Origin of the sequence: Mesorhizobium sp. B264B1B (assembly GCF_020165765.1) — a bacterium.
GTDB lineage: Bacteria > Pseudomonadota > Alphaproteobacteria > Rhizobiales > Rhizobiaceae > Mesorhizobium.
Genome location: NZ_JAIUIS010000005.1, coordinates 410,601 through 435,989 on the forward strand (window position 1 = coordinate 410,601; position 25,389 = coordinate 435,989).

At 62.5% G+C, this 25,389-nt stretch carries 27 protein-coding genes and 1 pseudogene; 18 read left to right on the forward strand and 10 right to left on the reverse strand.

Annotation, left to right across the window (positions count from 1 at the left end):
• Positions 1-295 precede the first annotated feature (295 nt).
• The 3 genes and pseudogenes from LB547_RS13490 (at position 296) to LB547_RS13500 (ending at position 2,826) form a co-directional block, all read left to right on the forward strand.
• Positions 296-1,432 carry a porin gene (locus tag LB547_RS13490; protein ID WP_140633359.1) on the forward strand — a complete coding sequence of 379 codons (1,137 nt, stop codon included), beginning with the start codon at positions 296-298 and terminating at the stop codon, positions 1,430-1,432.
• Between the two features lie 131 nt (positions 1,433-1,563).
• A complete protein-coding gene (gene recO, locus LB547_RS13495) occupies positions 1,564-2,334 on the forward strand; it encodes a DNA repair protein RecO (RefSeq protein ID WP_140494585.1) in 771 nt (256 codons plus the stop codon).
• A pseudogene (locus LB547_RS13500) lies at positions 2,331-2,826 on the forward strand (PaaI family thioesterase). Before recO ends, LB547_RS13500 begins: the two are co-directional and overlap by 4 nt.
• 46 nt (positions 2,827-2,872) lie before the next feature.
• On the opposite strand, the gene LB547_RS13505 reads toward LB547_RS13500, so the two are convergent.
• A complete protein-coding gene (locus tag LB547_RS13505; protein ID WP_140520686.1) occupies positions 2,873-3,337 on the reverse strand; it encodes an NUDIX domain-containing protein in 465 nt (154 codons plus the stop codon).
• 255 nt (positions 3,338-3,592) lie between these two features.
• On the opposite strand from LB547_RS13505, the gene LB547_RS13510 reads away from it, so the two are divergent.
• The 8 genes from LB547_RS13510 to LB547_RS13545 all read left to right on the forward strand — a co-directional run bounded on the left by LB547_RS13510 (position 3,593) and on the right by LB547_RS13545 (position 11,580).
• Entirely contained in the window at positions 3,593-6,337 is a 2,745-nt protein-coding gene (locus LB547_RS13510) for a DUF2339 domain-containing protein (protein ID WP_140555802.1), read from the forward strand.
• 52 nt (positions 6,338-6,389) lie between these two features.
• Positions 6,390-6,632 (forward strand): type II toxin-antitoxin system VapB family antitoxin, encoded by a 243-nt coding sequence (locus LB547_RS13515; protein WP_140520954.1) that lies wholly within the window; start codon positions 6,390-6,392, stop codon positions 6,630-6,632.
• Positions 6,632-7,048 (forward strand): type II toxin-antitoxin system VapC family toxin, encoded by a 417-nt coding sequence (locus tag LB547_RS13520; protein WP_140520684.1) that lies wholly within the window; start codon positions 6,632-6,634, stop codon positions 7,046-7,048. Before LB547_RS13515 ends, LB547_RS13520 begins: the two co-directional genes overlap by 1 nt.
• Before the next feature lie 158 nt (positions 7,049-7,206).
• The gene (locus tag LB547_RS13525; protein WP_140494575.1) at positions 7,207-7,719 is read left to right on the forward strand and encodes an RNA polymerase sigma factor; all 513 of its coding nucleotides are present in this window, start codon (positions 7,207-7,209) and stop codon (positions 7,717-7,719) included.
• A 2-nt stretch (positions 7,720-7,721) separates the two neighbouring features.
• A complete protein-coding gene (locus LB547_RS13530) occupies positions 7,722-8,513 on the forward strand; it encodes an anti-sigma factor family protein (RefSeq protein WP_140657961.1) in 792 nt (263 codons plus the stop codon).
• A gap of 207 nt (positions 8,514-8,720) precedes the next feature.
• Complete coding sequence (locus LB547_RS13535) at positions 8,721-9,818, forward strand: GNAT family N-acetyltransferase/peptidase C39 family protein (protein ID WP_140494571.1); 1,098 nt, start codon at positions 8,721-8,723, stop codon at positions 9,816-9,818.
• Positions 9,819-9,823: 5 nt separating this feature from the next.
• A complete protein-coding gene (locus LB547_RS13540; protein WP_140494569.1) occupies positions 9,824-11,287 on the forward strand; it encodes a RimK family protein in 1,464 nt (487 codons plus the stop codon).
• 20 nt (positions 11,288-11,307) lie between these two features.
• Positions 11,308-11,580, forward strand: coding sequence for a DUF3303 domain-containing protein (locus LB547_RS13545; protein ID WP_140494567.1), 273 nt, complete (start codon positions 11,308-11,310; stop codon positions 11,578-11,580).
• Positions 11,581-11,598: 18 nt separating this feature from the next.
• On the opposite strand, the gene LB547_RS13550 is transcribed toward LB547_RS13545, so the two are convergent.
• On the reverse strand, positions 11,599-12,516 hold the full coding sequence (locus tag LB547_RS13550) for a LysR substrate-binding domain-containing protein (protein ID WP_140672036.1): 918 nt from the start codon (positions 12,514-12,516) through the stop codon (positions 11,599-11,601).
• A 115-nt stretch (positions 12,517-12,631) separates the two neighbouring features.
• Here LB547_RS13550 and LB547_RS13555 point away from each other — a divergent pair, with 115 nt between their 5' ends.
• Positions 12,632-13,522 (forward strand): fatty acid desaturase family protein, encoded by an 891-nt coding sequence (locus LB547_RS13555; RefSeq protein ID WP_140764139.1) that lies wholly within the window; start codon positions 12,632-12,634, stop codon positions 13,520-13,522.
• Positions 13,523-13,531: 9 nt separating this feature from the next.
• Here LB547_RS13555 and LB547_RS13560 read toward each other — a convergent pair whose 3' ends face one another.
• The 3 genes from LB547_RS13560 to LB547_RS13570 form a co-directional block, all read right to left on the reverse strand.
• The gene (locus tag LB547_RS13560) at positions 13,532-15,670 is read right to left on the reverse strand and encodes a putative bifunctional diguanylate cyclase/phosphodiesterase (protein ID WP_140686394.1); all 2,139 of its coding nucleotides are present in this window, start codon (positions 15,668-15,670) and stop codon (positions 13,532-13,534) included.
• A gap of 64 nt (positions 15,671-15,734) precedes the next feature.
• Positions 15,735-16,367: an HD family hydrolase gene (locus LB547_RS13565; RefSeq protein WP_140517817.1), complete on the reverse strand. Its 633-nt coding sequence runs from the start codon at positions 16,365-16,367 to the stop codon at positions 15,735-15,737.
• Positions 16,367-17,227: a YgfZ/GcvT domain-containing protein gene (locus tag LB547_RS13570; protein WP_140624531.1), complete on the reverse strand. Its 861-nt coding sequence runs from the start codon at positions 17,225-17,227 to the stop codon at positions 16,367-16,369. The genes LB547_RS13565 and LB547_RS13570 overlap by 1 nt, the downstream gene beginning before the upstream one ends.
• An 82-nt stretch (positions 17,228-17,309) precedes the next feature.
• Between LB547_RS13570 and LB547_RS13575 the strand changes: the two genes are divergently transcribed.
• Together LB547_RS13575 and LB547_RS13580 are read left to right on the forward strand one after the other, a co-directional pair.
• On the forward strand, positions 17,310-18,641 hold the full coding sequence (locus tag LB547_RS13575; RefSeq protein ID WP_140764144.1) for a dihydroorotase: 1,332 nt from the start codon (positions 17,310-17,312) through the stop codon (positions 18,639-18,641).
• A 51-nt stretch (positions 18,642-18,692) separates the two neighbouring features.
• Complete coding sequence (locus tag LB547_RS13580) at positions 18,693-18,920, forward strand: hypothetical protein (RefSeq protein ID WP_140764147.1); 228 nt, start codon at positions 18,693-18,695, stop codon at positions 18,918-18,920.
• A 104-nt stretch (positions 18,921-19,024) separates the two neighbouring features.
• Here the strand turns inward: LB547_RS13580 and LB547_RS13585 are convergent, their stop codons facing one another.
• From LB547_RS13585 to LB547_RS13600, 4 genes are all read right to left on the reverse strand, one after another.
• Positions 19,025-19,807 carry a hypothetical protein gene (locus tag LB547_RS13585; protein ID WP_140764166.1) on the reverse strand — a complete coding sequence of 261 codons (783 nt, stop codon included), beginning with the start codon at positions 19,805-19,807 and terminating at the stop codon, positions 19,025-19,027.
• A gap of 81 nt (positions 19,808-19,888) precedes the next feature.
• Entirely contained in the window at positions 19,889-20,146 is a 258-nt protein-coding gene (locus LB547_RS13590) for a hypothetical protein (protein WP_008874920.1), read from the reverse strand.
• A gap of 387 nt (positions 20,147-20,533) precedes the next feature.
• Complete coding sequence (locus LB547_RS13595; RefSeq protein ID WP_140494550.1) at positions 20,534-20,908, reverse strand: TIGR02301 family protein; 375 nt, start codon at positions 20,906-20,908, stop codon at positions 20,534-20,536.
• 62 nt (positions 20,909-20,970) lie between these two features.
• On the reverse strand, positions 20,971-21,405 hold the full coding sequence (locus LB547_RS13600) for an NUDIX hydrolase (RefSeq protein WP_140764150.1): 435 nt from the start codon (positions 21,403-21,405) through the stop codon (positions 20,971-20,973).
• Positions 21,406-21,528: 123 nt separating this feature from the next.
• On the opposite strand from LB547_RS13600, the gene LB547_RS13605 reads away from it, so the two are divergent.
• Positions 21,529-22,305 (forward strand): SOS response-associated peptidase, encoded by a 777-nt coding sequence (locus LB547_RS13605; RefSeq protein ID WP_140565025.1) that lies wholly within the window; start codon positions 21,529-21,531, stop codon positions 22,303-22,305.
• 65 nt (positions 22,306-22,370) lie between these two features.
• Here the strand turns inward: LB547_RS13605 and LB547_RS13610 are convergent, their stop codons facing one another.
• The gene (locus LB547_RS13610) at positions 22,371-22,526 is read right to left on the reverse strand and encodes a hypothetical protein (RefSeq protein ID WP_140494544.1); all 156 of its coding nucleotides are present in this window, start codon (positions 22,524-22,526) and stop codon (positions 22,371-22,373) included.
• A 416-nt stretch (positions 22,527-22,942) separates the two neighbouring features.
• Here LB547_RS13610 and cysS point away from each other — a divergent pair, with 416 nt between their 5' ends.
• The 3 genes from cysS to LB547_RS13625 all read left to right on the forward strand — a co-directional run bounded on the left by cysS (position 22,943) and on the right by LB547_RS13625 (position 25,387).
• Positions 22,943-24,391, forward strand: coding sequence for a cysteine--tRNA ligase (cysS, locus tag LB547_RS13615; protein ID WP_140764154.1), 1,449 nt, complete (start codon positions 22,943-22,945; stop codon positions 24,389-24,391).
• A 256-nt stretch (positions 24,392-24,647) separates the two neighbouring features.
• Positions 24,648-25,004 (forward strand): endonuclease domain-containing protein, encoded by a 357-nt coding sequence (locus LB547_RS13620; RefSeq protein WP_140666284.1) that lies wholly within the window; start codon positions 24,648-24,650, stop codon positions 25,002-25,004.
• Positions 25,001-25,387: a VOC family protein gene (locus LB547_RS13625; protein WP_140580914.1), complete on the forward strand. Its 387-nt coding sequence runs from the start codon at positions 25,001-25,003 to the stop codon at positions 25,385-25,387. Before LB547_RS13620 ends, LB547_RS13625 begins: the two co-directional genes overlap by 4 nt.
• Positions 25,388-25,389 lie beyond the last annotated feature (2 nt).

Sequence of the window (25,389 nt, forward strand, 5' to 3'; positions counted from 1 at the left end):
TATCATCATAAAATTGGAACATACAGGGAATTATTACGGAAATATGACAATGTTCCACTTGTGCGGTGCCGTGGTTTGAAGTGAATTCGCCAGTGCTATTTCTGCAACACAGATTTAATCTACGTCATCAATCCCGAATATTTGTGGAATTGTCATTGAAGGCGGAAGATTGATGGGTATGTTCGCCGCGAAAAGGGGACGCGGTGCGGGCCTTTTTCGTTGTGGTGAGGCGGGAAAATATATCCGCCAACCAAAATCCGAAGCCATTTTTAACTTTGACTGGAGAGGTCAGAAAATGAACATCAAGAGCCTTCTTCTCGGCTCAGCCGCGGCACTGATCGCGGTCTCCGGCGCTCGCGCCGCCGACGCTGTCGTCGTCGCCGAGCCGGAACCCGCTGAATACGTCAGGATCTGCGACGTCTACGGCGCCGGCTACTTCTATATCCCCGGCACCGAGACCTGCCTGCGCATCGGCGGCTATCTCCGCTATGACATAGGCGTCGGGGACAGCGGCACGCTGGATGGCGTCAACAACGTTGCCGATCACATGGACGGCGATAGCCACGACACCTACTACAAGAACATGCGCTTCGCGCTGAAGACCTGGACCGGCCAGGAAACCGAGCTCGGTACGTTGAAGACCTACACCGAGACTCGCTTTCAATTTGGCAACAGCAGCGGCGACTATGAGACCGGCGGCACTGGCTGGCAGGCCGGCAACAAGGCGACGACCCTCAACTTCGCCTGGATTCAGCTCGGCGGCCTGCGCGTCGGTAAGGATGAAACGGCATACGATTCGTTTATCGGCTATGCCGGCAACGTCATCCAGGACACGATCATCCCGTACGGTATCAAGGATACCAACGTCGTGCAGTACTATTTCGACGGTGGCAGCGGCTTCTCGGCCGTGGTCTCGCTCGAAGAAGGTACCGGCGTCAACACGATCGACAGCTATGTTCCGCATGTCGTCGGCGGCTTGAAGTACAAGGGCGACTGGGGTGCGGTCACCGGCGTCGTCGCCTATGACAGCAACTACGAGGAAGTGGCCGGCAAGGTTCGCTTGGACGTCAATGTCGGCAAAGAATTGACGCTGTTCGTCATGGGCGGCTACGGCACCAACGACAACATCAACGACTTCGGCACGGGCCGCACCCAATACAAGCCGTGGGGCGGAAACTGGGCGATCTGGGGTGGCGGCACCTACAAGTTCAACGACAAGACCTCGTTCAACGCCCAGATCTCCTATGACGACTGGAAGAACCTCGGCGTCGCTGCCAACGTCGCATACACGATTGTGCCCGGTTACACGATCACGGCTGAAGTCGATTACCTCAATGCAGGAAAATTCGACGACGCCGACTTCAACAACTGGACCAAGGCCGACAAGAAGAGCAGCGTCGGCGGCATCCTCCGCTTCCAGCGCTCGTTCTAACGGATCGACTGACCCCACCAGACCGCCCGCAGCTATGCTGCGGGCGGCTTTTTATGCACCCTTGCGAGAGCCAGCCCAGGCACCAAGCCCGTACCTTGATTTCGCCACCCGATCGGTGAAATGCTCCAGGCATGGAATGGCGCGACGAGGGAATCATTCTCGGCACCCGCAAGCATGGCGAAACCAGCGCCATCCTCGAGGTGATGACGCGTGCGCATGGCCGCCATCTCGGCCTCGTGCGTGGCGGGCGCTCGCGCAAGCAGCAGCCTGTTCTCCAGCCCGGCAACCGTGTCGACCTGCTTTGGCGGGCGCGCCTTGATGAGCACCTAGGCACGTTCCAGGCCGAAGCGATCGAGATGAATGCGGCCAGGTTGATGGAGAGTGCGGTCGCCGTGTATGGCCTGCAGACCATGGCCGCGCATCTGCGCCTGCTGCCCGAGCGCGACGCCCATGGCGGCCTCTACGAGGCGCTGTCGGTGATGATCGTGCATCTCGATGACGTCGATGCGGCCGGCGAACTGGTGGCCCGTTTCGAGCTCCTGATCCTCGACGAACTGGGTTTCGGTCTCGATCTCAGCCAGTGCGCCGCGACCGGCACGCGGCAGGATCTTGCCTATGTCTCGCCGAAATCGGGCCGAGCGGTGTCGCGGGAAGCCGGCGCGCCCTGGCGCGACAAGATGCTGGCGCTGCCGGCCTTCCTGCGTGGCTCCGGCCTGCGCGCCGATCCGGCGGCGATCCAGGATGCCTTCCGGCTCACCGGCTTCTTCTTCACCCGTCACGTCTACGAGCCGCGCGGCATCGAGCAGCCGGACGCGCGCTCCGGCTTCCTCGCCGCGCTGCGGAAGCACCACACGACAAAAGGCCTGTCGGGAGAAACCGCCGCGAGAGAAATCATCACATGAGCGAAGTGGAACTTTATCCAGGCCGGGTCTCGCCGCTCGGCCTCGGCACCATTCCGCATGCCGACATGCTTGCCTACACCGGCCTGGAACTTTTGCAGCGCATCATCGATGGCAAATATCCGGCGCCGCCGATTTCCTTCCAGCTCAGCTTCCCGTGCCGTGTTTCGGGGTGTGCCGAACGAGCGCCACCTGAACCCGTTGGGGGGCGTGCATGGCGGCTGGGCGGCGACACTGCTCGATTCGGCGCTTGCCTGCGCCGTGCAGACGCTGCTCGCAAAAGGCGAGGCCTATACGACGGCGGAATTCAAGGTGAACCTGACGCGGCCGATCACGCCCAGGACCGGAGAGGTGGTCTGTGAGGGCAAGGTTATTCACAAGGGTCGCACGCTGGCGGTATCCGAGGCGACGTTGAAGGATGCCGGCGGCAAGTTGCTGGCTTTCGGCACCGAGACATGCTCGATCTTCCCGGCCGCCAATCTGGCGGCACGATAAGGATCGTCCAAACACGCACTGGACGACCGGTGAGAACAGCAGGCGCCTATCCGGCTTTTTGCCGTTCCACGAAATCGTCCAGGATCGCGCGCTGGCCTTTGAGTATCTTGAGACCGGCCTCCAACTCTGAAAACCAACCGGCCCGGTCAACTTCGGGAAATGCCTTCATGGATCCCGACCTTGGCGGCCACTCCATGGTGAACATGTTGCTTCTGATGGCATCGGTGTCGACATCGGCCTCGACGCTCCACGCACTCACGATCTTGCCGCCAGGCTGCCGATAACTGCCGACAGGCTGGAAGTCGCCGTTGATGGCGACGCCGAGTTCTTCTTCCGCCTCACGTCGGGCGGCTTTCAACTCGTCCTCGCCTTCGTCGACGAGCCCTTTGGGGATAGACCATGCCCCCTCGTCTTTTCTTGCCCAGAACGGTCCACCCGGATGGACGAGCAGGAACTGGAGGGCCCCGGCGTTTCGCCGGTAGATCAGCAGTCCTGCGCTTCGTTGCGGCATACGTATTCCCATGACGTCGCTTGGAGAACCCTTTGCGGCCAAGGTATCATAGGCCATCGGCTGCGGGTTTGGCAGGCAATGTTCCGGAAACCGGCCATTCGCAAGCGATGCCGAGGGCCAATGGGCGCAAGCCGCTGGCTTTCGACGCCGAAACATGCTCGATCTTTCCAGCCGCCGATCCGACGGCCGTTGGCTGGTCGTTTGCAGGCCACATTTGATTGTCAGTAGCAACTGGTCTGGTTTGGGGGAGCCGCCATGTTTGAAAGCCTGATCGGCCTTGTCGCCATCATCGCGCTGTTCGTCATCATTTCGCGCCAGCAGAGCCGCATCGGACTGATCGAGCGTGAGCTAGGCGCACTGCGGAGCCTCGTCCTTTCCGGCGCCGTGCCGCCTCTCGCCAAGCAGTCCGAACCGGCGGCGACCGAGGGCCAGCCGGCCGAAGCCGTTGTTGCTGCGGCCGTGGTCGTTTCGCCAACGGCCAGCGAGGCAGCCACCGGGCAGGCGCTGCCGGCTCTGGAAACCGACGCCGCGACGGACGAGGTCAAGCCGGGACCATGGACACCAGGCGAGGCGGCGCCCAAGGCAGCAGAATCCGAGCCTGTCGCAGCGGTGAAAGCGCCCGGCAAACCCGATATCGAAACGGCGCTCGGCACCCGCTGGGCGGTCTGGGTCGGCGGTTTGGCACTGGCGCTGGGCGGCCTGTTTCTCATCCGCTACACGATCGAAGCCGGAATTTTCGGCCCCGGTGTGCGGCTGACCATGGCCGGGCTGCTCGGCCTTGTGCTGATTGCAGCCGGCGAATTCATTCGCCGCACCGGCTTCAGGGTGCCCGTGCAAGGCGCCGCAGGCGCCTACATCCCGGCGATCCTGACTGCGGCGGGCGCCTTCATCCTGTTCGGCGCCGTCTATGCCGCACATGGCATCTACGGATTTATCGGGCCGGCGCTCGCCTTCACGCTGCTCGGCGCCATCGGCATAGCGACGATTGCCGCCGCCCTTGTCCACGGCCAGGCGCTGGCTGGTATCGGCCTCGTCGGCGCCATGGTGACGCCGATGCTGATTGCCTCTCAGGCGCCCAATCCCTGGGCCCTGTTCGGCTATCTGGCGATCGTGCTTGCCGCCAGCGGCGTCATTGCCCGCATGCGCGATTGGAAGTTGCTGATGACGGCGGCCTTTGTCGGTACCGGCATCTGGACGATCCTCTATATGACCGATGCGCCGGGCGCGAATTTATCCGTGATCCTGTTCGTGAACACCGTCACGCTGGCCGTGCTCGCCTTCGTCTGGCTCGGCCGCCGCAGCGACGAAGGCGGATCAGCCACGGCTTTCGACTGGCCGTCCGTCGCGCCGGGCCTGTTTGTTGCCCTCTCGGCGCTGGGCCTTTCGGTCGATCCGGCCTTCGTCGCTGCCGGCGATGCCTTGCCGGGAGCCGTCGTGCTCGCCGCGATGGTGGCCGTCGCGCTCTACCGCCCCCCGGCGCTGCCACTGCTCTATGCGGCGGGACTGGTGACGGTGCTGATCTATCTCGGGATCATCCCGCCGACTTCGATCGCTTCTGATTTTTCAGGCGACGTCTTGGGCATCGATGCCGTGCCCCTGGCGACATCGAACGCACTGACCTTGCGCATCGGTGTTGCGCTTGGCCTTGTCTTCATCGGCGCCGGTTTCTGGGCCGCCCGCAAATTTGCCGCTGCGACCCACTTCCGCGCTGCGTCATGGGCGGCGTGGGGCGTCATCGTGCCGTTGGTCGTCCTGCTGGCACTCTGGTTCACGTTCGGCAATCTCGACCGCGATCTTGCCTACGCGGCCGTGGCGGCGCTGCTGGTCGTGGTTTTCGCTGCCGGCGGCGAGTGGATCGCGCGCGGCGAGCAACCGCCGTTGCAGGGCAGGGCGGCCGTATTCTTCGCGCTCGGCGGAGCCGCGCTCGCAGGCCTGCTGATGCTGCATATGGCCTTCAGTTCCGGCTGGACAACCATCCTGCTTGGTGCGGCCGCAATCGTGCCGGCGCTGGCCACGCGCTGGCGTTCCTATCCGGTGCTCGGCTGGATTTCGGTCGGCGCGGTCGCGGCGGTGCTTGGACGTGTCATCTTCGATCCGACCGTCGTTGGCCCCGAGTTCCTGTCGACGACCCCGGTTTTCAACTGGCTGCTGCCGGGCTATGGCGTGCCGGCGCTCGCCTTCGCTTTCGCCGCCTGGCAACTGGCCCGCACCACCGACGGCCGGCCGCGCCTGGCCATGGAAGCTTCGGCGGCGCTGTTTGCACTGCTGACGCTTGCCATGCTGGTGCGCCACGCCATGCATGGCGGTGTCCTCAACAGCGATGCGCCCACACTTGCCGAACAGGCCATCTACACGCTGATCGCGATCGGCGCCGGCGCCATACTCGTGGCCATCGACAGGCGCTCGCCAAGTTCCGTGCTGCGCTACGGGTCCATGGCGGCGGGCGTGATCTCGGTCGCCTTCATCGTCGTGCAGCATTTCCTGGTGCTGAACCCGCTTTTCACCGACGAGTCGACCGGGCAGATCCCGGTCTTCAACCTGTTGTTCCTCGCCTATCTGCTGCCGGCGGTCGCGGCCGGAGGGCTTGCGCTCTATGCCCGCAACAAGCGGCCGAAATGGTATGCCGCCATGCTGGCGCTGGTGGCGGCCCTGCTTGCCTTCGCCTATGCCACGTTGTCGGTGCGGCGCCTGTTCAAGGGTGAGTTCATCGGCTTGTGGAGCGGCCTTGGCCAGTTGGAAACCTACACCTATTCGGCACTCTGGCTGATCATCGGCGTGGCGCTGCTGACCGCCGGCGTCTGGCTGAAATCGCAGGTGCTGCGCATCGCCTCGGCCGCATTGATTGCGGTCGCCGTACTGAAGGTGTTCCTCTTCGACATGTCGGAGCTGGAGGGTGTGCTTCGCGCGCTGTCCTTCATCGGCCTTGGCGCCGTGCTGATTGGCATCGGCCTGTTTTACCAGCGGCTTTTGACCAGGGTGGCGAAGGGGCGTGAGGGTTAGGATTGTTTGAATATTCAAAATGGAATATATGAATATTCACGGAGATATTCATATGCCGCTCTATATCCGCGACGATGAGGTAGATGCGCTGGCGACGAAATTGCAGCGCGAGACGAATGCGCCGAGCAAAACGGAAGCCGTGCGAACCGCGCTTTTGCACGAACTTGAACGAAGCCGCGCCCGCAAACCGCTGCGGGAGAGGATTGCCGTTCTTCAAGCGCAAGCAGCGGCGTTGGGGCCGTCCGACACCACCTTCGATATGAAGGCATTCATGGACGAGATGTGGGAAGACTGATGTTTGTCGACGCATCGGTTGTCGTTGCAATTCTCGCCAAGGAATCGGGTTGGGAGGAATTGCTGAAGCGGATCGCCGACGTCGACGGTCAGCTGTACATTTCAGCGCTTGTTCGGCTCGAAGCTACGCTTGCCCTCGGGCGAGTGAATGCCGGTGCCAAAAAGCCGACTCCCGGAATGCTGTCTGCGGCGCGCAATCTGGTCGATGCGTTCATTGTTGAGATCGACGCTCGCAATGTAACCATCAACGAGGATATCGGTGGGCGCGCCATTGATGCCAGCATCCGGTACAGCAAAGCGGTCGGTCATCCGGCCGACCTTAATTTTGGTGATTGCTTTTCCTACGCCTGCGCCAAGGCTCTTGATGTTCCGTTGCTCTTTAAAGGCAATGACTTTCTCAAGACCGATTTGGCGTAGTTGGCCTCCTGTTGATTGCGGGAATAAACCCGCCGCTCCCATCGTTACATCATTGCTTGGGTGACCGGGGCGGTGGACCGCTTCGCACTGGCTGCTTGCGTCGCGCCGCGAAGGCGCGTTCAATCTGATGAATAGGGCAATTCCGAAAACCAGCGGTCATGGACGAAAAGAAGGCAGCAATCCTCGGCGAAATACCGCGCCTGCGCCGCTACGCACGCTCGTTGTTGCGCGACCGCGATGCCGCCGACGATCTCGTCCAGGACTGTCTCGAACGGGCCCTCATGCGGCTCGACAACTGGCAGACGGGAGAAAGCCCCAGGAGGTGGCTGTTTACGATCATGCATCATTTGTTCATTGACCAGATGCGCAAAGTGAACCGGCGCGGCGAAGCCGCGATGCTGTCGCTGGAAGCGGGCGAGGCGGTTGCACAGCCGGCCGAGCAGGTGGAAAGCATCGCCTCGCGCGAGATCGTTGACGCATTGCAGGCGATCAGCCCCGACCGCCGTGCAGCGCTCGTTATGGTCGCGATCGAAGGCTTTTCCTATGCCGAGGCCGCCAACATCCTGGGCGTGCCGGCCGGAACGCTGATGTCGCGCATCGCGCGCGGGCGCGAGGAGTTGCGCGGGCTGCTGGACGACACGGCACGCCGCCGTTCGATAAGGATCGTCTAGAAATGATCCGCCGCGATTTCTCCGAACGCGACATCCACATGGCACTCGACGGCGAGTTGCCGGCCGATGAGCGCGCCGCCTATGACGCATGGCTCGACGCCACTCCCGAGATGAAGGCGAAAAGCGCCCGTTTCATCGCCGACAGGACGGCATTGCGAGATGCCTTCGCTGGCGTGATCGACGAGCCGGTGCCGGTGCGGTTGCGCAAGGTGGTGCTTGGCGAGACGCCAGCCAGGACGCCAATGCCACGCTCGCGCTGGTGGCTTGCTGCCGCCGCTGCCGGTCTACTGACCGCGGGCGGGTTTGGCGGCTACTTTGCCGGCAGCGACGGTATTGGCCGGGAAGATCAGGCCGAGGATCAGTTGGCCGAGCAGGCGATCGCCGCGCATGTCATCTATGCCGCCGAGAAGCGGCATGCGGTGGAAGTGCCGGCAAGCGACAGGGACCATCTGCTGACCTGGCTGTCCAACCGGGTCGGATTGAAGCTGGTTGCGCCGGACTTGACCGGCAGCGGGTTCCAACTGGTCGGCGGCAGGTTGCTGCCGGCTGGCGAGAGCAAGGCGGCAATGCTGCTCTATGAAGACGACAAGGGCGAGCGCATATCGCTCTTTGTAACGGCCGAATCGGTGGAGAACGCCAGGGGGACCTACGCTTCGGCGCAAGCCGGCCCACAGGCGGTCTACTGGCTGGACAAGGGCTATGGCTGCGCTGTCGTCGGCTCAGTGCCGCGCGAGCAATTGGCCATCGTGGCCAAGAGCGCCTACAGCCAGCTTCTGGCCGGCCTGGCGAGTTGAACAGCATCGTTTTTTTGGCGGCGCCGCCTACTCGAAAACGGTGACCTGGTTCAAAGCCTTTGTCCTCCCGGGCTGGCGCCGAATCTGTCACAATTCGGCCCTAATCGAGGTGCGATAGCGCTGGATGGGCGCTGCCGTTCTGGGCTGGTGTCTGGACGTTTCGAATAGGGCCTTCATCACAACCCAATCGAGGTTTTCCAAGCCCGCATGCCTGCCGAGATCCGCACGGCCCGCGCGACTGACGTCGATGATCTCGCCGCCATCGAGAAAGCTGTTTTCTCCAGCGACCGCATTTCCCGTCGCTCCTTCCGACAGTTCATCGAGCGCGAGACCGCCGAGACGCTGGTCGCCGAAAGAGATGGCCGCGTCGCCGGTTATGCGATTGTGCTGTTTCGCAAGGGCAGCGGCGTGGCGCGCCTTTATTCGATCGCCACCAGTCCCTTTTTTGGCGCCCTCGGCATCGGCCGCCGGTTGCTAGTGGCGGCGGAGGAGGCGGCCTTCGAACACGACCGCATGATGCTGCGCCTAGAAGTGCGGGAGGATAATGCCCGCGCCATCAGCATCTACGAGCGGGCCGGCTACCGCAAGATCGGTCGCGAACCCGATTACTACGAGGACGGCGCCACGGCGCTGCGCTACGAGAAGACCTTGCGCGGCGAACTTCCGGCCGCCACCAGCGTGCCATTCTACCAGCAGACCTGCGAATTCACTTGCGGTCCCTGCTGCCTGATGATGGCCATGGGCAATTTCGATCACGACTTCGTACCGGACCCGGTCAGGGAAATTCGTCTTTGGCGCGAAGCGACGACCGTCTTCATGATGTCGGGCCCGGGTGGCTGCGAGCCGTTCGGCCTTGCGGTCGCCGGCTATGAGAGCGGCCTTGCGGCCGAGATTTACGTGTCTTTCTACGGCGCGTTGTTCCTCCAGTCGGTGCGCAGCGCGGACAAGCGCCGGGTGATGGAACTGGCCCAGGTCGACTTTCGCCGACGCGCGGAACTTTACGGCATCCCGGTGAATTACCGTTCATTCACCATCGACGACATTCGCGCCGCGATCGCGAAAGGAAAATTGGTGCTGGTGCTGATCAGCGGCTTCCTGATGTTCGGCAAGAAGGTGCCGCACTGGGTGTTGGCCATCGGCGACGACGGCGACCATATCCTGATCCACGATCCCTGGGTTGAGGACGAGAGGCAGGAGACCATCCTTGATGCCGCCAACATTCCCGTGCCTTACGGCATCTTTATGAACATGGCGCAGTTCGGCCGCGACGGACTGCGCGCCGCCATCACTCTGGGGAAGCGCTGATAACAATGACCTGGGTTATCTTAACTGGCCGGCAGAGCGATCTCGACCAGGTGGCGACACCGCACAAGATTATCACGAACCGCGACTATCTCGCGCATCCGGCGCTGTTTCGCGGCCAGCGTCCCAAAGTCATCAACCTGTCGAACAATTACGGCTACCAGAGCCGCGGCTATTATGCCTCGCTGCTGGCGGGTTCGCGCGGCCACAAGGTCATCCCGACCGTCGAAACCATGATCGATCTGTCGGAGCGCAAGCTTTACGAACATGCGCTGCCCGAACTGGAGCTGGCGCTCAACAAGTGCCGCAAGGATCTTGGCGGCGCTTTTCCGGCGAAGGTCTGCATCTTCTTCGGCATTGGCCCGTCCAAGGTGTGGGACCGATTCGCCAAGCTCCTGTTCGACTGGTTCCGCGCGCCGGCGCTCGAGGTCCACATCAAGGATAGTGCCGAATGGGCCTCGATCCGCAAGATCGGCTTTCATCCCTTGGCGCGCATGACCGAGGAGGAAGAGAGCTTCTTCCTGCAATGCCTGGACACCTATACCAATCGCGAATGGCGCGACACCAAGGGCCGCACGCCGGCGCGCTACACTTTCGCCACGCTGGTCGATCCGCATGAGGAATTGCCGCCCTCGGAAATCTCCTCGCTGCGCTACTGGGCCAGGATCGCCGAAAAGATGGGCGTCGAAATCGAGCCGATCACCAAGAGGGACCTCGCCAAGCTCGCCAATTACGACGCGCTGTTCATCCGCGAGACCACCTCGATCTCCAACCATACCTATCGTTTCGCGCGCCGCGCCCAGCAGGAAGGCATGCCGGTCATCGACGACCCGCTGTCGATGATCCGCTGCACCAACAAGGTCTATCTCAACGAGCTGATGGCCTACAACAAGGTGCCGGTTCCGCCGACCGTGATGATAGCCGGCACTTCCGACCTTGAACTCGCGGCGCAGACGCTGGGTTTTCCGCTGGTGCTGAAGATCCCGGATTCCTCCTTCTCGCGCGGCGTCAAGAAATGCGCCAATTTCGAGGAATTGAAGACACTCGCCACCGAATGGCTGGAGGATTCCGATCTTCTGATCGCGCAGAAATTCATCCCGACCGAATATGACTGGCGTGTCGGCGTGCTCGGCGGCCAACCGCTGTTTGCCGTACATTACCTAATGGCCAAGAAGCACTGGCAGATCGTCAACCACAAGGCCAGCGGCAAGCCCGACCAGGGCGGCATCAAGACCTTCACGCTGAAGGAGACGCCGCCCCATGTCGTCGAGACGGCAGTCAAGGCGGCGCGCTGCATCGGCGACGGCCTCTACGGCGTCGACCTCAAGGAGACCAAGGACGGCGTCTTCGTCATCGAGGTCAACGACAATCCCAACCTCGATCATGGCTGGGAGGACTCCGGCGAGAAGGACGAGGTCTGGGTACGGCTGACGCAATGGTTCCTGGAACGTTTGGAGCGGCCGGGCCGATAATCATCCAATCGGGGGCAGAGATGCTGTTTTTGGTGACCGAGGATTTTCGCGGCTGCGACCGCAAGGAGATCTACCGCCGCTTCCGCGATTACGGTCGCCTGAAGCCCAACGAGCTTCTGGTGCACCATAGCTGGATCGCGGCGGACATGAGCCGCTGTTTCCTGCTGGTGGAGACCGACGACGTCACGCTGCTGCAGCGCTGGGTGATCGAGTGGGCGGATCTGGTGGAGTTCGAGATCGTGCCGGTGGCGGCGAACAAGGACATGGTCGAGGCATTGAGCGGGCACCTCTGACCATCGCCGCTTGCTGGCTCAGCGGAGCGCCGGCGAGCCCACCGCGCGCTGGCATTCATCGACCAGCCAGGCGCGGAACGCCGCCACGACGTCTCTTCTTGCGCTCCGCTGCGGAATTGTCAGACAATAGGGCTGACGCAGCGCAATCGCCTTGGCGACAGGCCGGAACAGCCGGCCGTCCTCCACGGCTTCGGCGCAATAGATCCCTTGCGCCAGCGCCACACCCAGTCCCGAAATGGCGAGGTCGAGCGCCGCGCGCGAGGAGTTTGCCGACAGGCCGCGCTGAATGCCGCGCCCAGGCGCGATGCCGGCCGCCTCGAACCAGCTGCGCCATGAGGGAAAGGATGCGCCGGTCGGTCCCCAGTCGGTGTGGATCAGGGGCAGCCCGGCGAGCGGACCGCCATCCGCCTCCAGCACACTGGCGAGCTTTGGCGCGCAGACGGGATAGACCGCGTCCTGGACAATGTCCTCGATCGGGTGCTCACGATAGTGCGGACCGTAGGAGAGCCTGAGGTCGATCAGGTCGCGGTCGAACGACACCGGGTCGTCATCGCCCCTGAGAGATATGTCGACGGCACCGTGGATGGCGATGAAGCCGGCAAGGCGCTCGGAAAGCCAGCCCATGGCCATGGACGGAGGGACCGAGACAACGAGCCGCGGGCGGAACGCATCGCCTGCAAGCTGGCGCGAGACGCTGCCGATTTCCTGGAAGGCCATGGTCAATCGAGGCAGCATCTCGACGCCAGCCTCGCTCAGGACGACACGCCGGTTGGCGCGGTGGAAGAGCTTGCGGCCAACTTGCTCCTCGACGATGCGGATGAGCTGGCTGACTGCGGCGGCCGAGACCGATAGCTCTTCCGCCGCCGCGGCGAAGCTGCCGGTGCGCGCAGCCGCCTCGAAGGCCTGAAGACCTCGCAACGATGGCAGTGCAACCATGGCGGTGACCAAAAAGATAAGCTCAGCTTATCTATATTGCAGAAATCCTCGTTGTTAGAAAGGTTTCTTGCTGGGGTATGCTGACCGAATGAATTCAATCAGCCGGAATGCCCCTATGGATCATCGTGACGTGATCGCCTCGCTGACGAATGAGGAGCGCAGCCGGCTAACCGGCAAGTCGGATGGGCCCGGCCTTGTTCAGCTCGCTTTCCACCTCGGCGCGATCCTGCTCCTCGGATCGTTGATCGCCGCCAAGGTGCCGTTCTGGCCGCTGCTGATGCTGCCGCAAGGCATACTGATCGTGTTCCTGTTCACGCTGCTGCATGAGACGGTGCATCGCACGGCTTTCGAAAGGCAATGGCTGAACGACGCAGTCGCGCGTGTCTGCAGCCTGGCGATCGCGCTGCCGGCCGACTGGTTCCGCTATTTCCATTTCGCCCATCACCGTTTCACACAGGATCCCGAACGCGATCCGGAACTGGCTTTCCCGAAGCCGGAAACCTGGCGGCAGTACCTGGTCCACGTTTCCGGACTTCCAGTGTGGTTGGGGCATTTGAAGACGCTCTACGCCAATGCTGTGGGACGTTGCCAGGACAGCTACGTGCCCCCCAAGGGGCGTCCGAAGGTACGCGCCGAGGCGCGCGCGATGATTGCCTTCTACGCCGTCGTGCTGATGCTCGCGCTGTGGTTCAAGGCGAAGGTGCTGCTCCATGTCTGGATCTTTCCCGCGCTGCTCGGCCAGCCGTTCCTGCGGCTCTATCTGGTGGCCGAGCATGGCCGCTGCCCCTTCGTCGCAAACATGCTGGAGAATACCAGGACGACGCTGACCAACTGGGCTGTGCGCAAGCTTGCCTGGAACATGCCCTTCCATGCCGAGCATCACGCCTATCCGGGCGTGCCCTTCCACCGGTTGCCGGAGTTTCATGCGCTGATCGAGCGGCATCTGAAGGTTGTCGAGCCGGGTTATATCGGCTTCCATGAAAAATACATCGAGACGCTGCGCTGATTTATGGCGTCAGCCGGTCTGGCTGCGCACCGCGCTCGATTTCAACAGGTGCTGAATCTCCGCCGCCTTTGACGGCACGCCGATCAGATAGCCTTGCGCCTCCACGCAGCCGTTTCGGCGCAGCATGTCGAGCTGTGCTTCGGTTTCTACGCCTTCGGCGGTGACGGTGATGCCCAGTTCGGCGCCCAGTCCGATGATGGTGCGCACGATCGCTGCGGTGTCGAGATTGCCGATGTCGGAGATGAAGGAACGATCGATCTTGATCTTGTCGACGGGAAAGCGCCTGAGATAGCCGAGTGAGGAATAGCCGGTGCCAAAGTCGTCGAGCGCGATGCGGATGCCGAGTTCACGCAACTGTCGCAGCGTCTTCAGGACGGCTTTGCTCTCGTCCATCAGCACGGTTTCGGTGATCTCCAGTTCCAGTCGTCCGGCCGGCACGCCTGAAAAGGCCAGGGCGGAGATGACGCTGCGAGCAAAGCCGCCGCTTTTGAGCTGCACGGCGGAGACATTGACCGCAATGCGCAGGCCAGGTGGCCAGGCTGCCGCCGTCGCACAGGCCTTTCTCAGCGCCCATTCGCCAAGCGGCACGATCAGCCCGGTTTCCTCGGCGACCGGAATGAATTCGTCCGGCGCCACAGTGCCGCGCGACGGCGAATGCCAGCGCATCAGGGCCTCGGCGCCGACAATCTCGCCCGAAGCTATGGCCATGATCGGTTGGAAATCGAGATCGAATTCCCGGCTCGGCAGCGCCGTATCGAGATCGGCTTCGAGCGCCCGGCGCGCGCGCACCGTGGCATCCATGCCGGGCTCGAAGAAACGGTACAGGTTGCGCCCTTCGCTTTTTGCCCGGTAGAGCGCCATGTCGGCGTTTGTCAGCAATGTATCGGCGTCCCTGCCATCGCCGGGAGAAAGCGCGATGCCAACGCTGACGCCAACATGCATGTCCCGGCTCTTGTCATGAAATGGTTTGGCGATGGCCTCGACAATGCGTTTCGCCAGTTTTTCCGCGCTGGCCAGGCCCTCGACGTTGAACTGGACGATCACGAACTCGTCGCCGCCAAAACGGGCGACGATATCTGCGTCGTTGTCCACGCAGCGCAGCAGTCTTGCGGCCACGCCTTTCAGCAGCCGGTCGCCAGCCGGATGTCCCAGCGTATCGTTGACGACCTTGAAGCGGTCGAGGTCGAGCGAGAAGATTGCCAGCGGTCCCGCGGCCGCATCCTCCAGTGCCCGGTCGAGCCGGTCGCGAAACACCGAGCGATTGGGCAACCCGGTCAGCACGTCGTGATGCGCAAGATGGGTCATGCGCTCCTCGGCAAGCCTGCTCTCGGTCACGTCGTCGAAAGTGGCGACCCAGCCGCCGCCGCTCATCGGCCGGCGGGCAACCATCAGCGTTCGTCCGTCGGCGAGCCGGCGGGGGGTCGACCGCGTCTGGCCGGCCAGCACGCGAGCCTCGGTCCTCGAAACTTCGTCCTCGACATCTATGGGCGCATAGACGCCAAGCCGCACCAGCCGTTCGAGGAGTTCGCGGTGAGTCATGCCGAGCGGCAGATCCGCCTCGGTCACACCATAAAGCTCCAGGATGCGCTGATTGCGTACGATCAGCCTGCCGCCGGCGTCATACATCAGCAGGCCCTGCGACATGTTCGCGAGCGCCGCGTCGAAGCGGCGATGCTGTTCCTTGAGATCCTGTTCGGCGCGCCGCTGCTCGGTGATGTCTTCGTAGATCGAAACCCAGCCGCCCGATGCCAATGGCCGGTGCGAGATGCTGATGATGCGTCCATCAGAGAGCGCCTCCTCATAGGTCGAGGGTTTCGCTCCATCGATATAGGGCTTGCGGATGGCGTAAAGTTCTTCGGCGCTTTGCGAGGCGATGCCGACATCGACGCTGTGCCGCAGGATGTCGATGAAATGGATGCCCGGCTGCGCCACGTTGGCGTCGAGGCAGAAGATGTTGATATAGTTGCCGTTGCAGATGATCATGCGCTCGTCGGCGTCGAACATGCAAAGACCATGCGACATGTTCTCGACGGCGGCCGAAAAGCGTTCGTTTTGTTCGCGCAGTTCGTCTTCCATATCACGACGATCCACGCCTTCGGCCCCCTGTTCAGGGACGGTCGAACCATCCTTGTCGTCAACGACGGGCATGAGCGTGCCTGCGGCTCGTGATCGAACACCGCACTGTCGGCTGTTCCGGTTAATTTAGCGTTTTCTACCCTACCGCCGTAGCAACCTTGCGCCGCGACTTCTCGATCGCGGAAAAACGCTTCAGGAAGGCATTCTGTGCCCAGGTTACCGAGCGCGGCGTGAAATCGAAGCGCTCGGCACTGAAGCCGCGTGGACGACCGAAGAACTCGGTCGCCTCCGCGGTCGAAAAGCCGGCGAGCAGCGTTGCCTCGAAATAGGCGGCGATCTGGTCCGCGCGCTTGATCTCCTTGCGCAGGCCGGCGCCTGGTTCCGGCGGTAGCGAGAAGCGCAGATGGATGGCGCGCTGCAAGCGCAGTTCACAGTCCTTATAACTGCCGCCCATCACCGATTTGAACGGCGAGATCATGTCGCCGATTACATATTCGGGCGCATCGTGCAGCAATGCCATAAGCCGGGCGTCCGCCGGCGCATCGGGCATCAGGTCGCAAAACAGCGCTTCCACCAGCAACGAATGCTGGGCGACCGAGAAGGCGTGCTCGCCGCGGGTTTGGCCGTTCCAGCGCGCGACGCGGGCGAGCCCGTGGGCGATGTCCGAAATCTCGATATCGAGGGGTGAGGGGTCGAGCAAGTCGAGCCGGCGGCCGGACAGCATGCGCTGCCAGGCGCGTGGCGGCGCACCGATGCGGTCGGCCGCCATCAGGCCTCCTCCGTGCCGGCGGCTTCCTGGGGAAAGCTGAATTTGGCGAAAGGTGGAATGGCCACCGTAACCGGCACGTCTCCGGCCAGGATCGGCTGGCCGGCGTCGAGCGCTGTCTTGACCCTGTCGATACGGGCGATGCCGAGGCCGATCGTGCCGGCATTCGAGCCGAGAGTGCCCACCGATCGCCCGTCGACGGTCAATTCGGCGCCGGCCTCAGGCAAGGCCCGTTCGGCCCTGACGATCAGCACCCGCCGCCTTGCCGTGCCACGATGCTGCATGCGCGAGACGACCTCCTGGCCGACATAGCAGCCTTTCCTGAAGCCGACGCCACCGGTCTCGTCGAGCAGCACGTCATGCGGGAAGGCGTCGCCGAGCTGGTAGTCGGTGCCGCTCTCGGCAATGCCATGCGCGATGCGCAAGGCCTGCCATGCGGCACCGTCGTCAGTCTCTTGAGCGCTGCCATAGGAGCGGGTGACGCTTTCATCGCGAAAGCGCCGGTCGGCCAGCACGGTTGAATCCTTTTGTGAGGGAGCTGACTCATTTCCCCAGGCAATGGAGACAAGCGTCTGTTCGGATTTGGCAATCTCGACCTTGGCGCGCAACTTGTACAGCATCAGCCGGCGTACGAAATCGTCAGCGATGTCGGCGCGGCATTCGAGGCGGAACGCGTTTTCGCCGGCCCGTGAGATCAGGAAGTCAAACAGGATCTTGCCTTGCGGTGTCAAAAGCGCGCCCGGTTTTGCCTCGCCGGCGCCGAGCGCGTCGAGGTCGGTGGTCAGGATGTTCTGCAGGAAGTGTTCGGCATCAGGGCCGGAGATGGAGATGAGCGCGCGGTCTTTCAGCAGGGCAAAGGGCATGGGGCGAATAAAAGCCTGATCTTGCAAAACGGTTGGCCATTACGTAAGCCGCTGACACTCCCCCCGCAAGAGATCGATCAGCATGGCCAACACCTACGACCTCATCCTGACAGGCGGCATGGTGGTCAACCATGACGGCGAGGGGCAACGCGATGTCGGCGTGAAGAATGGGCGCATCGCCGCCATCGGCGATCTGCGCCAGGCCTCGGCCGGCGAGACGATCGACTGCCGGGGCCTGCATATCCTTCCGGGCGTCGTCGACAGCCAGGTGCATTTCCGCGAGCCGGGACTGGAGCACAAGGAGGATCTGGAGACTGGATCTCGGGCGGCGGTGCTCGGTGGCGTCACCGCCGTGTTCGAAATGCCCAACACCAATCCATTGACCACCAGCGAAGAAACGCTTGCCGACAAGGTCCGACGCGGCACCGGCCGTATGCACTGCGACTTCGCCTTCTGGGTCGGCGGCACCCGCGACAACGCCAACGATGTCGCCGAGCTCGAGCGCCTGCCGGGCGCGGCCGGGATAAAGGTTTTCATGGGCTCGTCCACCGGCGACCTGCTGGTCGAGGACGATGAAGGCGTCGCCTCGATCCTCAGGAACACCCGCCGCCGCGCCGCTTTCCATTCGGAAGACGAGTTCCGGCTGCGCGAACGCCTTGGCGAGCGCATCGAGGGCGATCCTTCATCGCATCCGGTCTGGCGCGACGAGATCGCCGCCTTGCGCTGCACCGAGCGGCTGGTGCGCGTCGCGCGGGCCGCCCGTGCCCGCATCCACGTCCTGCACATCTCCACGGCCGAGGAGATATTGTTCCTCGAACAGCACAAGGATGTCGCCACCTGCGAGGCGACACCGCACCATTTGACACTGTCGGCGGACGACTACAAACGGCTCGGCACGCTGATCCAGATGAACCCGCCCGTCCGTGCCCCGCGCCATCGCGACGGCGTCTGGCACGGCATCGCGCAAGGCATTGTCGACGTACTCGGTTCCGACCATGCCCCGCACACATTGGCCGAAAAAGCAAAAGTCTATCCGGCATCGCCCTCGGGCATGACCGGGGTGCAGACGCTGGTGCCGATCATGCTCGACCACGTCAACGCCGGCAGGCTGACCTTGCAGCGCTTCGTCGATCTTTCAAGCCACGGCCCGCAGCGCATCTTTGGCATGGCCAGGAAAGGCCGTATCGCCGCCGGCTATGACGCCGATTTCACAATTGTCGACATGAAGCGGCGAGAGACCATCACCAATGCACAAGCCGGCTCAAAGGCCGGCTGGACGCCTTATGACGGCAAGGAAGTCACCGGCTGGCCGGTCGGCACTGTCATTCGAGGCCAGCGCATCATGTGGGAGGGCGAGATCGTGACGCCGGGCCAGGGCAGGGCAGTGGAGTTCTCCGAAGCGCCCTCCGCGTAGCTATTTCACATCATTGGATTTCTTAGGCACGATCCACTAAATTGAGTGGTTATGCGCACAGATATCACGCCAATGATTGTTCCCGCTGAGTTTCCGGAGCTCCAGGCACTCGTCTGGAGCCGCGATGCAACGCGCCCACTTCCTGCCGAGGAAGCTTTCGCCATCTACGAGCGCAACTGGCGGTTTGTCGATCAAGAGCGCCTTACAACATCTGAAAGGCTGCTTATCCAGAACTTGGCGGAAAAATTCGGCCAGGGCATTCTTTTGACCACTGGCTGAAGTTTCGTTTCCTTCCTGATTTCTCCGCAACTGGAATATTAACGGGCCCGATGCAGCCATTCGACGAGGCGATCCGCACGAATAGGCACTCGCGTGTCCGAGTTTCAGTCGCCGGCGACGAAAAACGTCCATTGCCCAGCGGGCGTGATGCCGACGCGGTAGAAGATGTAGGCGCCGAACTGCTTCATGTCGTCGAAGTCACTCGCGGTGACGATCTTGAACAGCTCGACCCGTTGCCTGGCGTCGAGCTTGTCCAGGGGTAGAGCGAAGAAATACGGCCAGACATAGAGCTCTTGTGGCGTGCCGGCATCGACATGGACATAGCCGGCATTGAGCACCTCCTCCAGTATGGCAAGAATCTCCTGGCCATCCTGGTCGCCGGAGAGCCCCTTGAGGAAGGTAATGGCGTCGCCATCTATGTCGGTCAGTGACAATTGGGTCATGCCGTCGCCCGTGCCGATCAAAGGCCTCAGTCTTTCGACGTCGCCGCTCTCGCAGGCTTCGATGATCAGGTCATGCATGCGCCGCACCGGTTCAGGCAGCTTGCCGAGGTCGTAGACGACCTCCGGCGTGGGCGCGTCGGGATCGACGCGCGGCCTGTTGGTGGCACCGTCGCCGTTCGGCGGGGTGACCGGCTCGGCCTTGTCCGGGGCGGTTGGCTGGCTGGTCGAAGATGGCGTTCCGACCGGATCGGGTATCGGCACGGTGCTTCCCGGCGACGACACGTCGTCGTCTACCATCGGTTGGACCGGCGAAGGGAGTTCTTCGCGCTTGATCTCGCTCAGCGCATAAGCGGGACTGCTTGTCAGACACGCAACCAAGGGAATCGCGGCACTGCACGCGGCGAAACAGATGCAAAGGACCAAGCCGCGCGGCTCGCCTGACATCGAAAAATTCACTGCCCGTTTCTCCCTGCTTCCGGGCATGATGCCCGAGCGGCATTTGCCGTCAAAGAACCGGACGTCGGTTCAGTGCCGCAGCCGTTCGGGTTCGAAGGCGCCAGCAATGACCTTTTCACGCATGCGGTCGAGCAGGGCAAGGGCCGATGTCTCGCCGTTGGCGCGCAGCATTTCGCCGAACGCGGTTTCAAGCGCCGCTTCGGCGATGATCTCGGGTTCTATGCCTGCCGAAAGACCTTCGGCCCAGGCCTCGCTGTGGCTCTCCACCGCGGTCAGGCGCTTTTCTTCCCTGACCAGCGCGTCGATGTCGTTGACACCATGTTCCATAAGCGATGTCCACCCTTGCAAGCAGCGATCCGTCGATGGATCAGGCTTGATCTGTTCCGTTTACACGCAGCCGCAAATAAGTCTTTGTAAATACGACATTTTTTTGATCGTTCTTTACAGGAGGCCGGTTGCGCTTGCGAAGCTGCATTCAATCCTGGTCAAACTTAGCCGATTAGGCGTGCCTGCGGGGTGAAAACCTTCAGTTTGAGTTAATTCCACATCCGCGCGCTAACGTTTCATTAACGCTGTTGCATAAGCGCAACAAAAGGATTGCACCATGACAGTTCTCGACACAAGCTGGATATGCCCGCAGTCGCCGCCAATGGACCGGATATCTGTTGATGAAGGCCGGATGCGCTCTTGCGAGGGCACTTTGGGCGATATGCGCTAGTTGCCGTAGCGCGAGGCGATGTCGCGCGACAGGGTCTCGCCTTCCTTCATGTAGCGGCCGATGGCTTCGGTCGCCGACGCGGTGCATTGCGTGTAGGTGCCGCCGAATGAGCGGTAGCCGCGATTGAAGCTGGCGATGAAGCGGGCGCGCCGTTGCGGATCCGGGTTCTCCGATTCGAGCAGCTTCTGCATCTCGCCGCGCCACTGGTCGCCCTTTTCGCCGCACAGATTGCGCAGGAAATGCAGCGACCCCAGAACCTCCGCCAGCCGCATCAGCCCCGGTTCGAAGGGTGCCTCGGCGCTGAACGCCGGTCGTGCCGCCACAGGGCTGACGGCAAGGCATGTCGCGAGAAGGAGAGGAAGGCAACGCATAAGTCAATCTGGCCAAACAATTTGCCGCCTGCAAGGCGATTGTGCCGGGCGAATTCCGGATTTCAGGGTCGCTCAGGGGTTTGCGACGGCCGTCCAAGCAGTTCCTCGGCGATCGCGAGCACCGAACCGGCAAGCGGCAGATCAGCCATTTCGGCCAGCGTGTAGAAGGCGGCGGTCTCGGCGTCGTCGCTGGCCACGGCCTCGCCGCCGGCATGGGCCGCACCGAATACCGTCAGCAGGTAATCGACCGGATGCCCGTCGAGCGTGCCGTCGATGAGGATTTCGCGCAGCCGTCGGTAGTTCTCGGCCTGCAATTGCGTCTCCTCCAGCAATTCGCGCCGTGCCGCCTGTTCCAGCGTCTCACCGGCTTCGACCTTGCCGCCCGGGAATGCATAGAACCCTTGCGAGGGTTGTCGCGCCCGCTTGACCAGAAGCACGGCGTCGCCGCGCACAACGGCGACCGAGACCGCGGGAATGACTTTTCGCACTTCGTCCATGGATATCCGATCGCCCTGATTTACGGCAGCCTGTTGTGGACCGGCCGACGCCGGACAGCTTTAACGGTTGCAGTGCTGCTGTTCCATCGCCACTTTCGAAACCGGACATCAGGACCAATAGACATGTGCGGACGTTTTGCCTTGACCGCGACACCGGACCAGACAGCCGCTTTCCTCGGGCTGGCGGAGGTGGAGCAGTTTCCTACGCGCTACAATATAGCGCCGACGCAGCCGGTGCTGATGGCGATCTCAGGCCCGCCGCGGGCGCCGGGTTCCAACCTGCCGGACCGCCGGCCGATGCTGGTGCGCTGGGGCCTGATCCCCGCCTGGGTAAAGGATGTCGGCGAATTTCCGCTGCTGTTCAACGCACGCTCCGAAGGCGTGATCGAAAAGGCCTCGTTCAAAGCCGCCATGCGCCATCGCCGGGCGCTCGTGCCGGCATCAGGTTTTTACGAATGGCGCCAGGCGCGGCCCGGAGAGGCGGGCGGCAGGAAGGGGCAGCCTTACTGGATCAGGCCGCGGCATGGCGAGTTGGTCGCCTTTGCCGGGCTGGTTGAAACCTATGCGGAACCGGGCGGCTCGGAGTTGGACACCGGCGCCATTCTGACGGTCGAGGCCAATGCCGACATCGCGCATATCCATGACCGCATGCCCGTGGTGATCGCACCTGAAGACTTCACCCGCTGGCTCGATTGCCGCGGACTTGAGCCGCGCGACGTCGCCGACCTGTTGCGGCCGGCGCAACGCGACTTCTTCGAAGCGATTCCGGTCTCCGACCTCGTCAACAAGGTCGCCAACACCGGGCCGGAGATTCAGGAGAAGGGGGAGATCGGGCCCGAGCCCGAGAAGGTCAAGCGCCGGAAACCCGGCGCGGACGACAGTCAGATGACGCTGTTTTAGCAGGAACTCTGTTCGAGGTGCGGTTTGGCGCCTCGTTCCGACCCTTGGGCCGATCGCGCACTGCTTCAGGCAGCGCGGGGCGATACGATTTTCTGCACCGGCTTTTTCTTCTTCGCGGTGTGGAGCAGGGCGGCGACGATCGCGGCCGGGCCGATTGCGCGATAATGGTTTGCCAGCGCTGGTTGCTTGGCGCGGTTGGCTTCCTGCTTGCTTCGAGGCATGTGTCTCTTCCCAGATAACGTTTCCGTGTCTGCGTTTGGCGGCCGAATCCGACCAAATCGTGACGCAGGTTGATCTAGCCGGCGTATGTTTCATGACTGTGCCGACATGTTTAATAAAATGTTTCAGTGGCTGATTCCGTGTGATCGGGCGACGCATTTGCCGGTTCTGGCGTCGTTTTTCTCGGGATAAGCGACTTGACGGCAACACTGGCCAAGGCGATAAAGCCGCCTATGAAAACGTCTTTCGCCATTTGTGGCATTTGCATTATTGGCTAGCTTCGCGCTGGTCCGGACGTTTTCGCCTCATCTTCCCCTAGATTGGACAAACGCCCCGGCCAGCAGGCTGGAGTCCGTTTTGCGCCTCGGCGCGGAACTGGCTTCATCCAGGCAAAAGTTCTGAACCGGAAAGGCATGGAATGTCTGACGCATCGAAGGGCCTGCGCCTCTACAACACGCTGACGCGCGCGAAGCAGGATTTCGTCCCGATCGACGCGCTGAACGTGCGCATGTATGTCTGCGGTCCGACCGTCTACGACTTCGCCCATATCGGCAATGCCAGGCCGGTGATCGTCTTCGACGTGCTGTTCCGGCTGCTGCGCCATCTCTATGGCGAGATGCATGTCACCTATGTGCGCAACATCACGGATGTCGACGATAAGATCAACGCACGCGCGCTGCGCGATTTCGGCGGCGAGATATCAGCCGGCGGACTGTCGCTCAACGAGGCGATAAGGCGGGTGACGGAGAAGACCGCGGGCCAATTTCACAAGGACGTCGCGACGCTCGGCTGCCTGGAGCCAACAGTCGAGCCGCGCGCCACCGAGTTCGTCGAGCCCCGCGCCGACGGCAAGGCAGACATGATCACCTTGATTCAAAGCCTGATCAAACGCGGCCATGCCTATGTTGCCGCAGGCGAAGTGCTGTTCGACACCGCTTCGATGCCCGACTACGGCCAGTTGTCGAAGCGAAATCTCGACGAGCAGCAGGCGGGTGCTCGCGTTGCAGTCGAGGCGCACAAAAAGAATCCTGGCGACTTCGTGTTGTGGAAGTTGTCGTCCCCGGAGGAGCCGGGCTGGCAGAGCCCATGGGGCAGGGGCCGGCCGGGCTGGCACATCGAATGCTCGGCCATGTCCGCCGCCTATCTGGGCGAGGTCTTCGATATTCATGGCGGCGGTCTCGACCTGATCTTCCCGCACCACGAGAACGAGATCGCCCAGTCACGCTGCGCGCACGGCACCGATGTGATGGCCAACATCTGGATGCACAACGGCTTCCTGCAGGTCGAAGGGCAGAAGATGTCGAAGAGCCTCGGCAATTTTTACTCGATCAACGAGCTGCTGGAGACCGAAACGTTCGGCGGCCGCAAATGGCCCGGCGAGGTGCTCAGGCTGGCTATGCTGATGACCCATTATCGCGAACCGATCGACTTTTCCGTGCGCAAGCTCGAGGAAGCGGAGAACACGCTGCGCAAGTGGAAACGCGCGGCCGATCTGGCGCCGGCGGTCGGGCAATTGCCGGACGAGGTCGTGCAGGCGTTGTCGGATGATCTCGCCACCTACGCCGCCTTCCAGGTTTTGACCCAGTTGGCCGGCGAGGCGGTCGACTTCAGCGGCGATGGCGAAAACGCCGCAGCGGCCTCGCTGAAGGGTGCGCTTGCCTTCCTGGGTTTCGATGTCGGGGCGGCCAAGGTCGACGAAGCCGCGCTCGCCAAGGCGATCGCCAGGCGCCTGGAATTGATCGCCGCCAAGAACTGGGCCGAAGCCGACCGCATCCGCGACGAGTTGTTGGCGAAAGGCGTGCAACTGAAGGACGGCAAGGACCCGGTCACCGGCGAACGTGTGACGACGTGGGAGGTGAAGCGGTGAGGGCGACTGTTCTTGTGGCGGGAATGGAGAGGTTGGCGCGAAGCACCCCCCTCTGTCCTGCCGGACATCTCCCCCTCAAGGGGGGAGATTGGATATCACCGAGGCTTTCGCCAATCGCTGACGTTGGAGGTTGGGTACCGTCAGCGAAACTGCCGATCTCCCCCCTTGAGGGGGAGATGTCCGGCAGGACAGAGGGGGGCGCCTCGCCGTGATCCATTATCGTGTGTCTCCTGTCAATCGAGCCAATGCGCGCAAGATGCGCAAGGCTATGACCGACGCCGAACTGAAGCTTTGGAATGAGATACGCGCACACCGACTCATGGGGCTGGCGTTTCGACGTCAAATGCCAATAGCGGGCTACATCGTCGATTTTGCTTGCCCTAACAGGAAGCTGATCGTTGAGCTGGATGGTTCTCAGCACGCCTCTCATGAGGTCTCGGCGTCTGACGCCGCGCGAACAGCCAAGCTCACAGCGCTCGGCTGGACCGCCCTGCGCTTCTGGAATGATGACGTGATCCGGGATATCGACAATGTCTGTCAGCACATCGTGATTGCGGCCGGCCTGGCTGGCGCGGAAATGCCGGAACCAGCAACGGAGGAGTTCGTTCCATGATCGACCATCTCGGCATCGACGTTGCTGACTTTGACGCTTCGAAGGCTTTCTATGACAAGGCGATGGCGCCGCTTGGGGCCTCGCTGCTCCATATGGTGCCGCTGGAATACACCGGCGGCGCCAAGGTCGGTGGCTACGGCCGCGATCGGCCGGTGTTCTGGCTCCAGGAAGGCAAGGAGGGCCAAAAGGCCCGCCAGCACGTTGCCTTCACCGCGCGCAGCCGCGCCGAGGTTGATGCTTTCCATGCTGCCGCTCTCGCCGCCGGCGGCAAGGACAATGGCGGGCCGGGCCTGCGCCCGCACTATCATGCGGACTACTATGGCGCCTTCGTCTTCGATCCCGACGGCAACAATGTCGAGGCCGTCTGCCATGATGCGGAGTGACC

Coding starts and splice junctions, on each gene's coding strand:
- LB547_RS13490 (WP_140633359.1), top strand. CDS start 296: ATGAACATCAAGAGCCTTCTTCTCGGCTCAGCCGCGGCACTGATCGCG.
- recO (WP_140494585.1), top strand. CDS start 1,564: ATGGAATGGCGCGACGAGGGAATCATTCTCGGCACCCGCAAGCATGGC.
- LB547_RS13505 (WP_140520686.1), bottom strand. CDS start 3,337: ATGCCGCAACGAAGCGCAGGACTGCTGATCTACCGGCGAAACGCCGGG.
- LB547_RS13510 (WP_140555802.1), top strand. CDS start 3,593: ATGTTTGAAAGCCTGATCGGCCTTGTCGCCATCATCGCGCTGTTCGTC.
- LB547_RS13515 (WP_140520954.1), top strand. CDS start 6,390: ATGCCGCTCTATATCCGCGACGATGAGGTAGATGCGCTGGCGACGAAA.
- LB547_RS13520 (WP_140520684.1), top strand. CDS start 6,632: ATGTTTGTCGACGCATCGGTTGTCGTTGCAATTCTCGCCAAGGAATCG.
- LB547_RS13525 (WP_140494575.1), top strand. CDS start 7,207: ATGGACGAAAAGAAGGCAGCAATCCTCGGCGAAATACCGCGCCTGCGC.
- LB547_RS13530 (WP_140657961.1), top strand. CDS start 7,722: ATGATCCGCCGCGATTTCTCCGAACGCGACATCCACATGGCACTCGAC.
- LB547_RS13535 (WP_140494571.1), top strand. CDS start 8,721: ATGCCTGCCGAGATCCGCACGGCCCGCGCGACTGACGTCGATGATCTC.
- LB547_RS13540 (WP_140494569.1), top strand. CDS start 9,824: ATGACCTGGGTTATCTTAACTGGCCGGCAGAGCGATCTCGACCAGGTG.
- LB547_RS13545 (WP_140494567.1), top strand. CDS start 11,308: ATGCTGTTTTTGGTGACCGAGGATTTTCGCGGCTGCGACCGCAAGGAG.
- LB547_RS13550 (WP_140672036.1), bottom strand. CDS start 12,516: ATGGTTGCACTGCCATCGTTGCGAGGTCTTCAGGCCTTCGAGGCGGCT.
- LB547_RS13555 (WP_140764139.1), top strand. CDS start 12,632: ATGGATCATCGTGACGTGATCGCCTCGCTGACGAATGAGGAGCGCAGC.
- LB547_RS13560 (WP_140686394.1), bottom strand. CDS start 15,670: ATGCCCGTCGTTGACGACAAGGATGGTTCGACCGTCCCTGAACAGGGG.
- LB547_RS13565 (WP_140517817.1), bottom strand. CDS start 16,367: ATGGCGGCCGACCGCATCGGTGCGCCGCCACGCGCCTGGCAGCGCATG.
- LB547_RS13570 (WP_140624531.1), bottom strand. CDS start 17,227: ATGCCCTTTGCCCTGCTGAAAGACCGCGCGCTCATCTCCATCTCCGGC.
- LB547_RS13575 (WP_140764144.1), top strand. CDS start 17,310: ATGGCCAACACCTACGACCTCATCCTGACAGGCGGCATGGTGGTCAAC.
- LB547_RS13580 (WP_140764147.1), top strand. CDS start 18,693: ATGCGCACAGATATCACGCCAATGATTGTTCCCGCTGAGTTTCCGGAG.
- LB547_RS13585 (WP_140764166.1), bottom strand. CDS start 19,807: ATGTCAGGCGAGCCGCGCGGCTTGGTCCTTTGCATCTGTTTCGCCGCG.
- LB547_RS13590 (WP_008874920.1), bottom strand. CDS start 20,146: ATGGAACATGGTGTCAACGACATCGACGCGCTGGTCAGGGAAGAAAAG.
- LB547_RS13595 (WP_140494550.1), bottom strand. CDS start 20,908: ATGCGTTGCCTTCCTCTCCTTCTCGCGACATGCCTTGCCGTCAGCCCT.
- LB547_RS13600 (WP_140764150.1), bottom strand. CDS start 21,405: ATGGACGAAGTGCGAAAAGTCATTCCCGCGGTCTCGGTCGCCGTTGTG.
- LB547_RS13605 (WP_140565025.1), top strand. CDS start 21,529: ATGTGCGGACGTTTTGCCTTGACCGCGACACCGGACCAGACAGCCGCT.
- LB547_RS13610 (WP_140494544.1), bottom strand. CDS start 22,526: ATGCCTCGAAGCAAGCAGGAAGCCAACCGCGCCAAGCAACCAGCGCTG.
- cysS (WP_140764154.1), top strand. CDS start 22,943: ATGTCTGACGCATCGAAGGGCCTGCGCCTCTACAACACGCTGACGCGC.
- LB547_RS13620 (WP_140666284.1), top strand. CDS start 24,648: ATGCGCAAGGCTATGACCGACGCCGAACTGAAGCTTTGGAATGAGATA.
- LB547_RS13625 (WP_140580914.1), top strand. CDS start 25,001: ATGATCGACCATCTCGGCATCGACGTTGCTGACTTTGACGCTTCGAAG.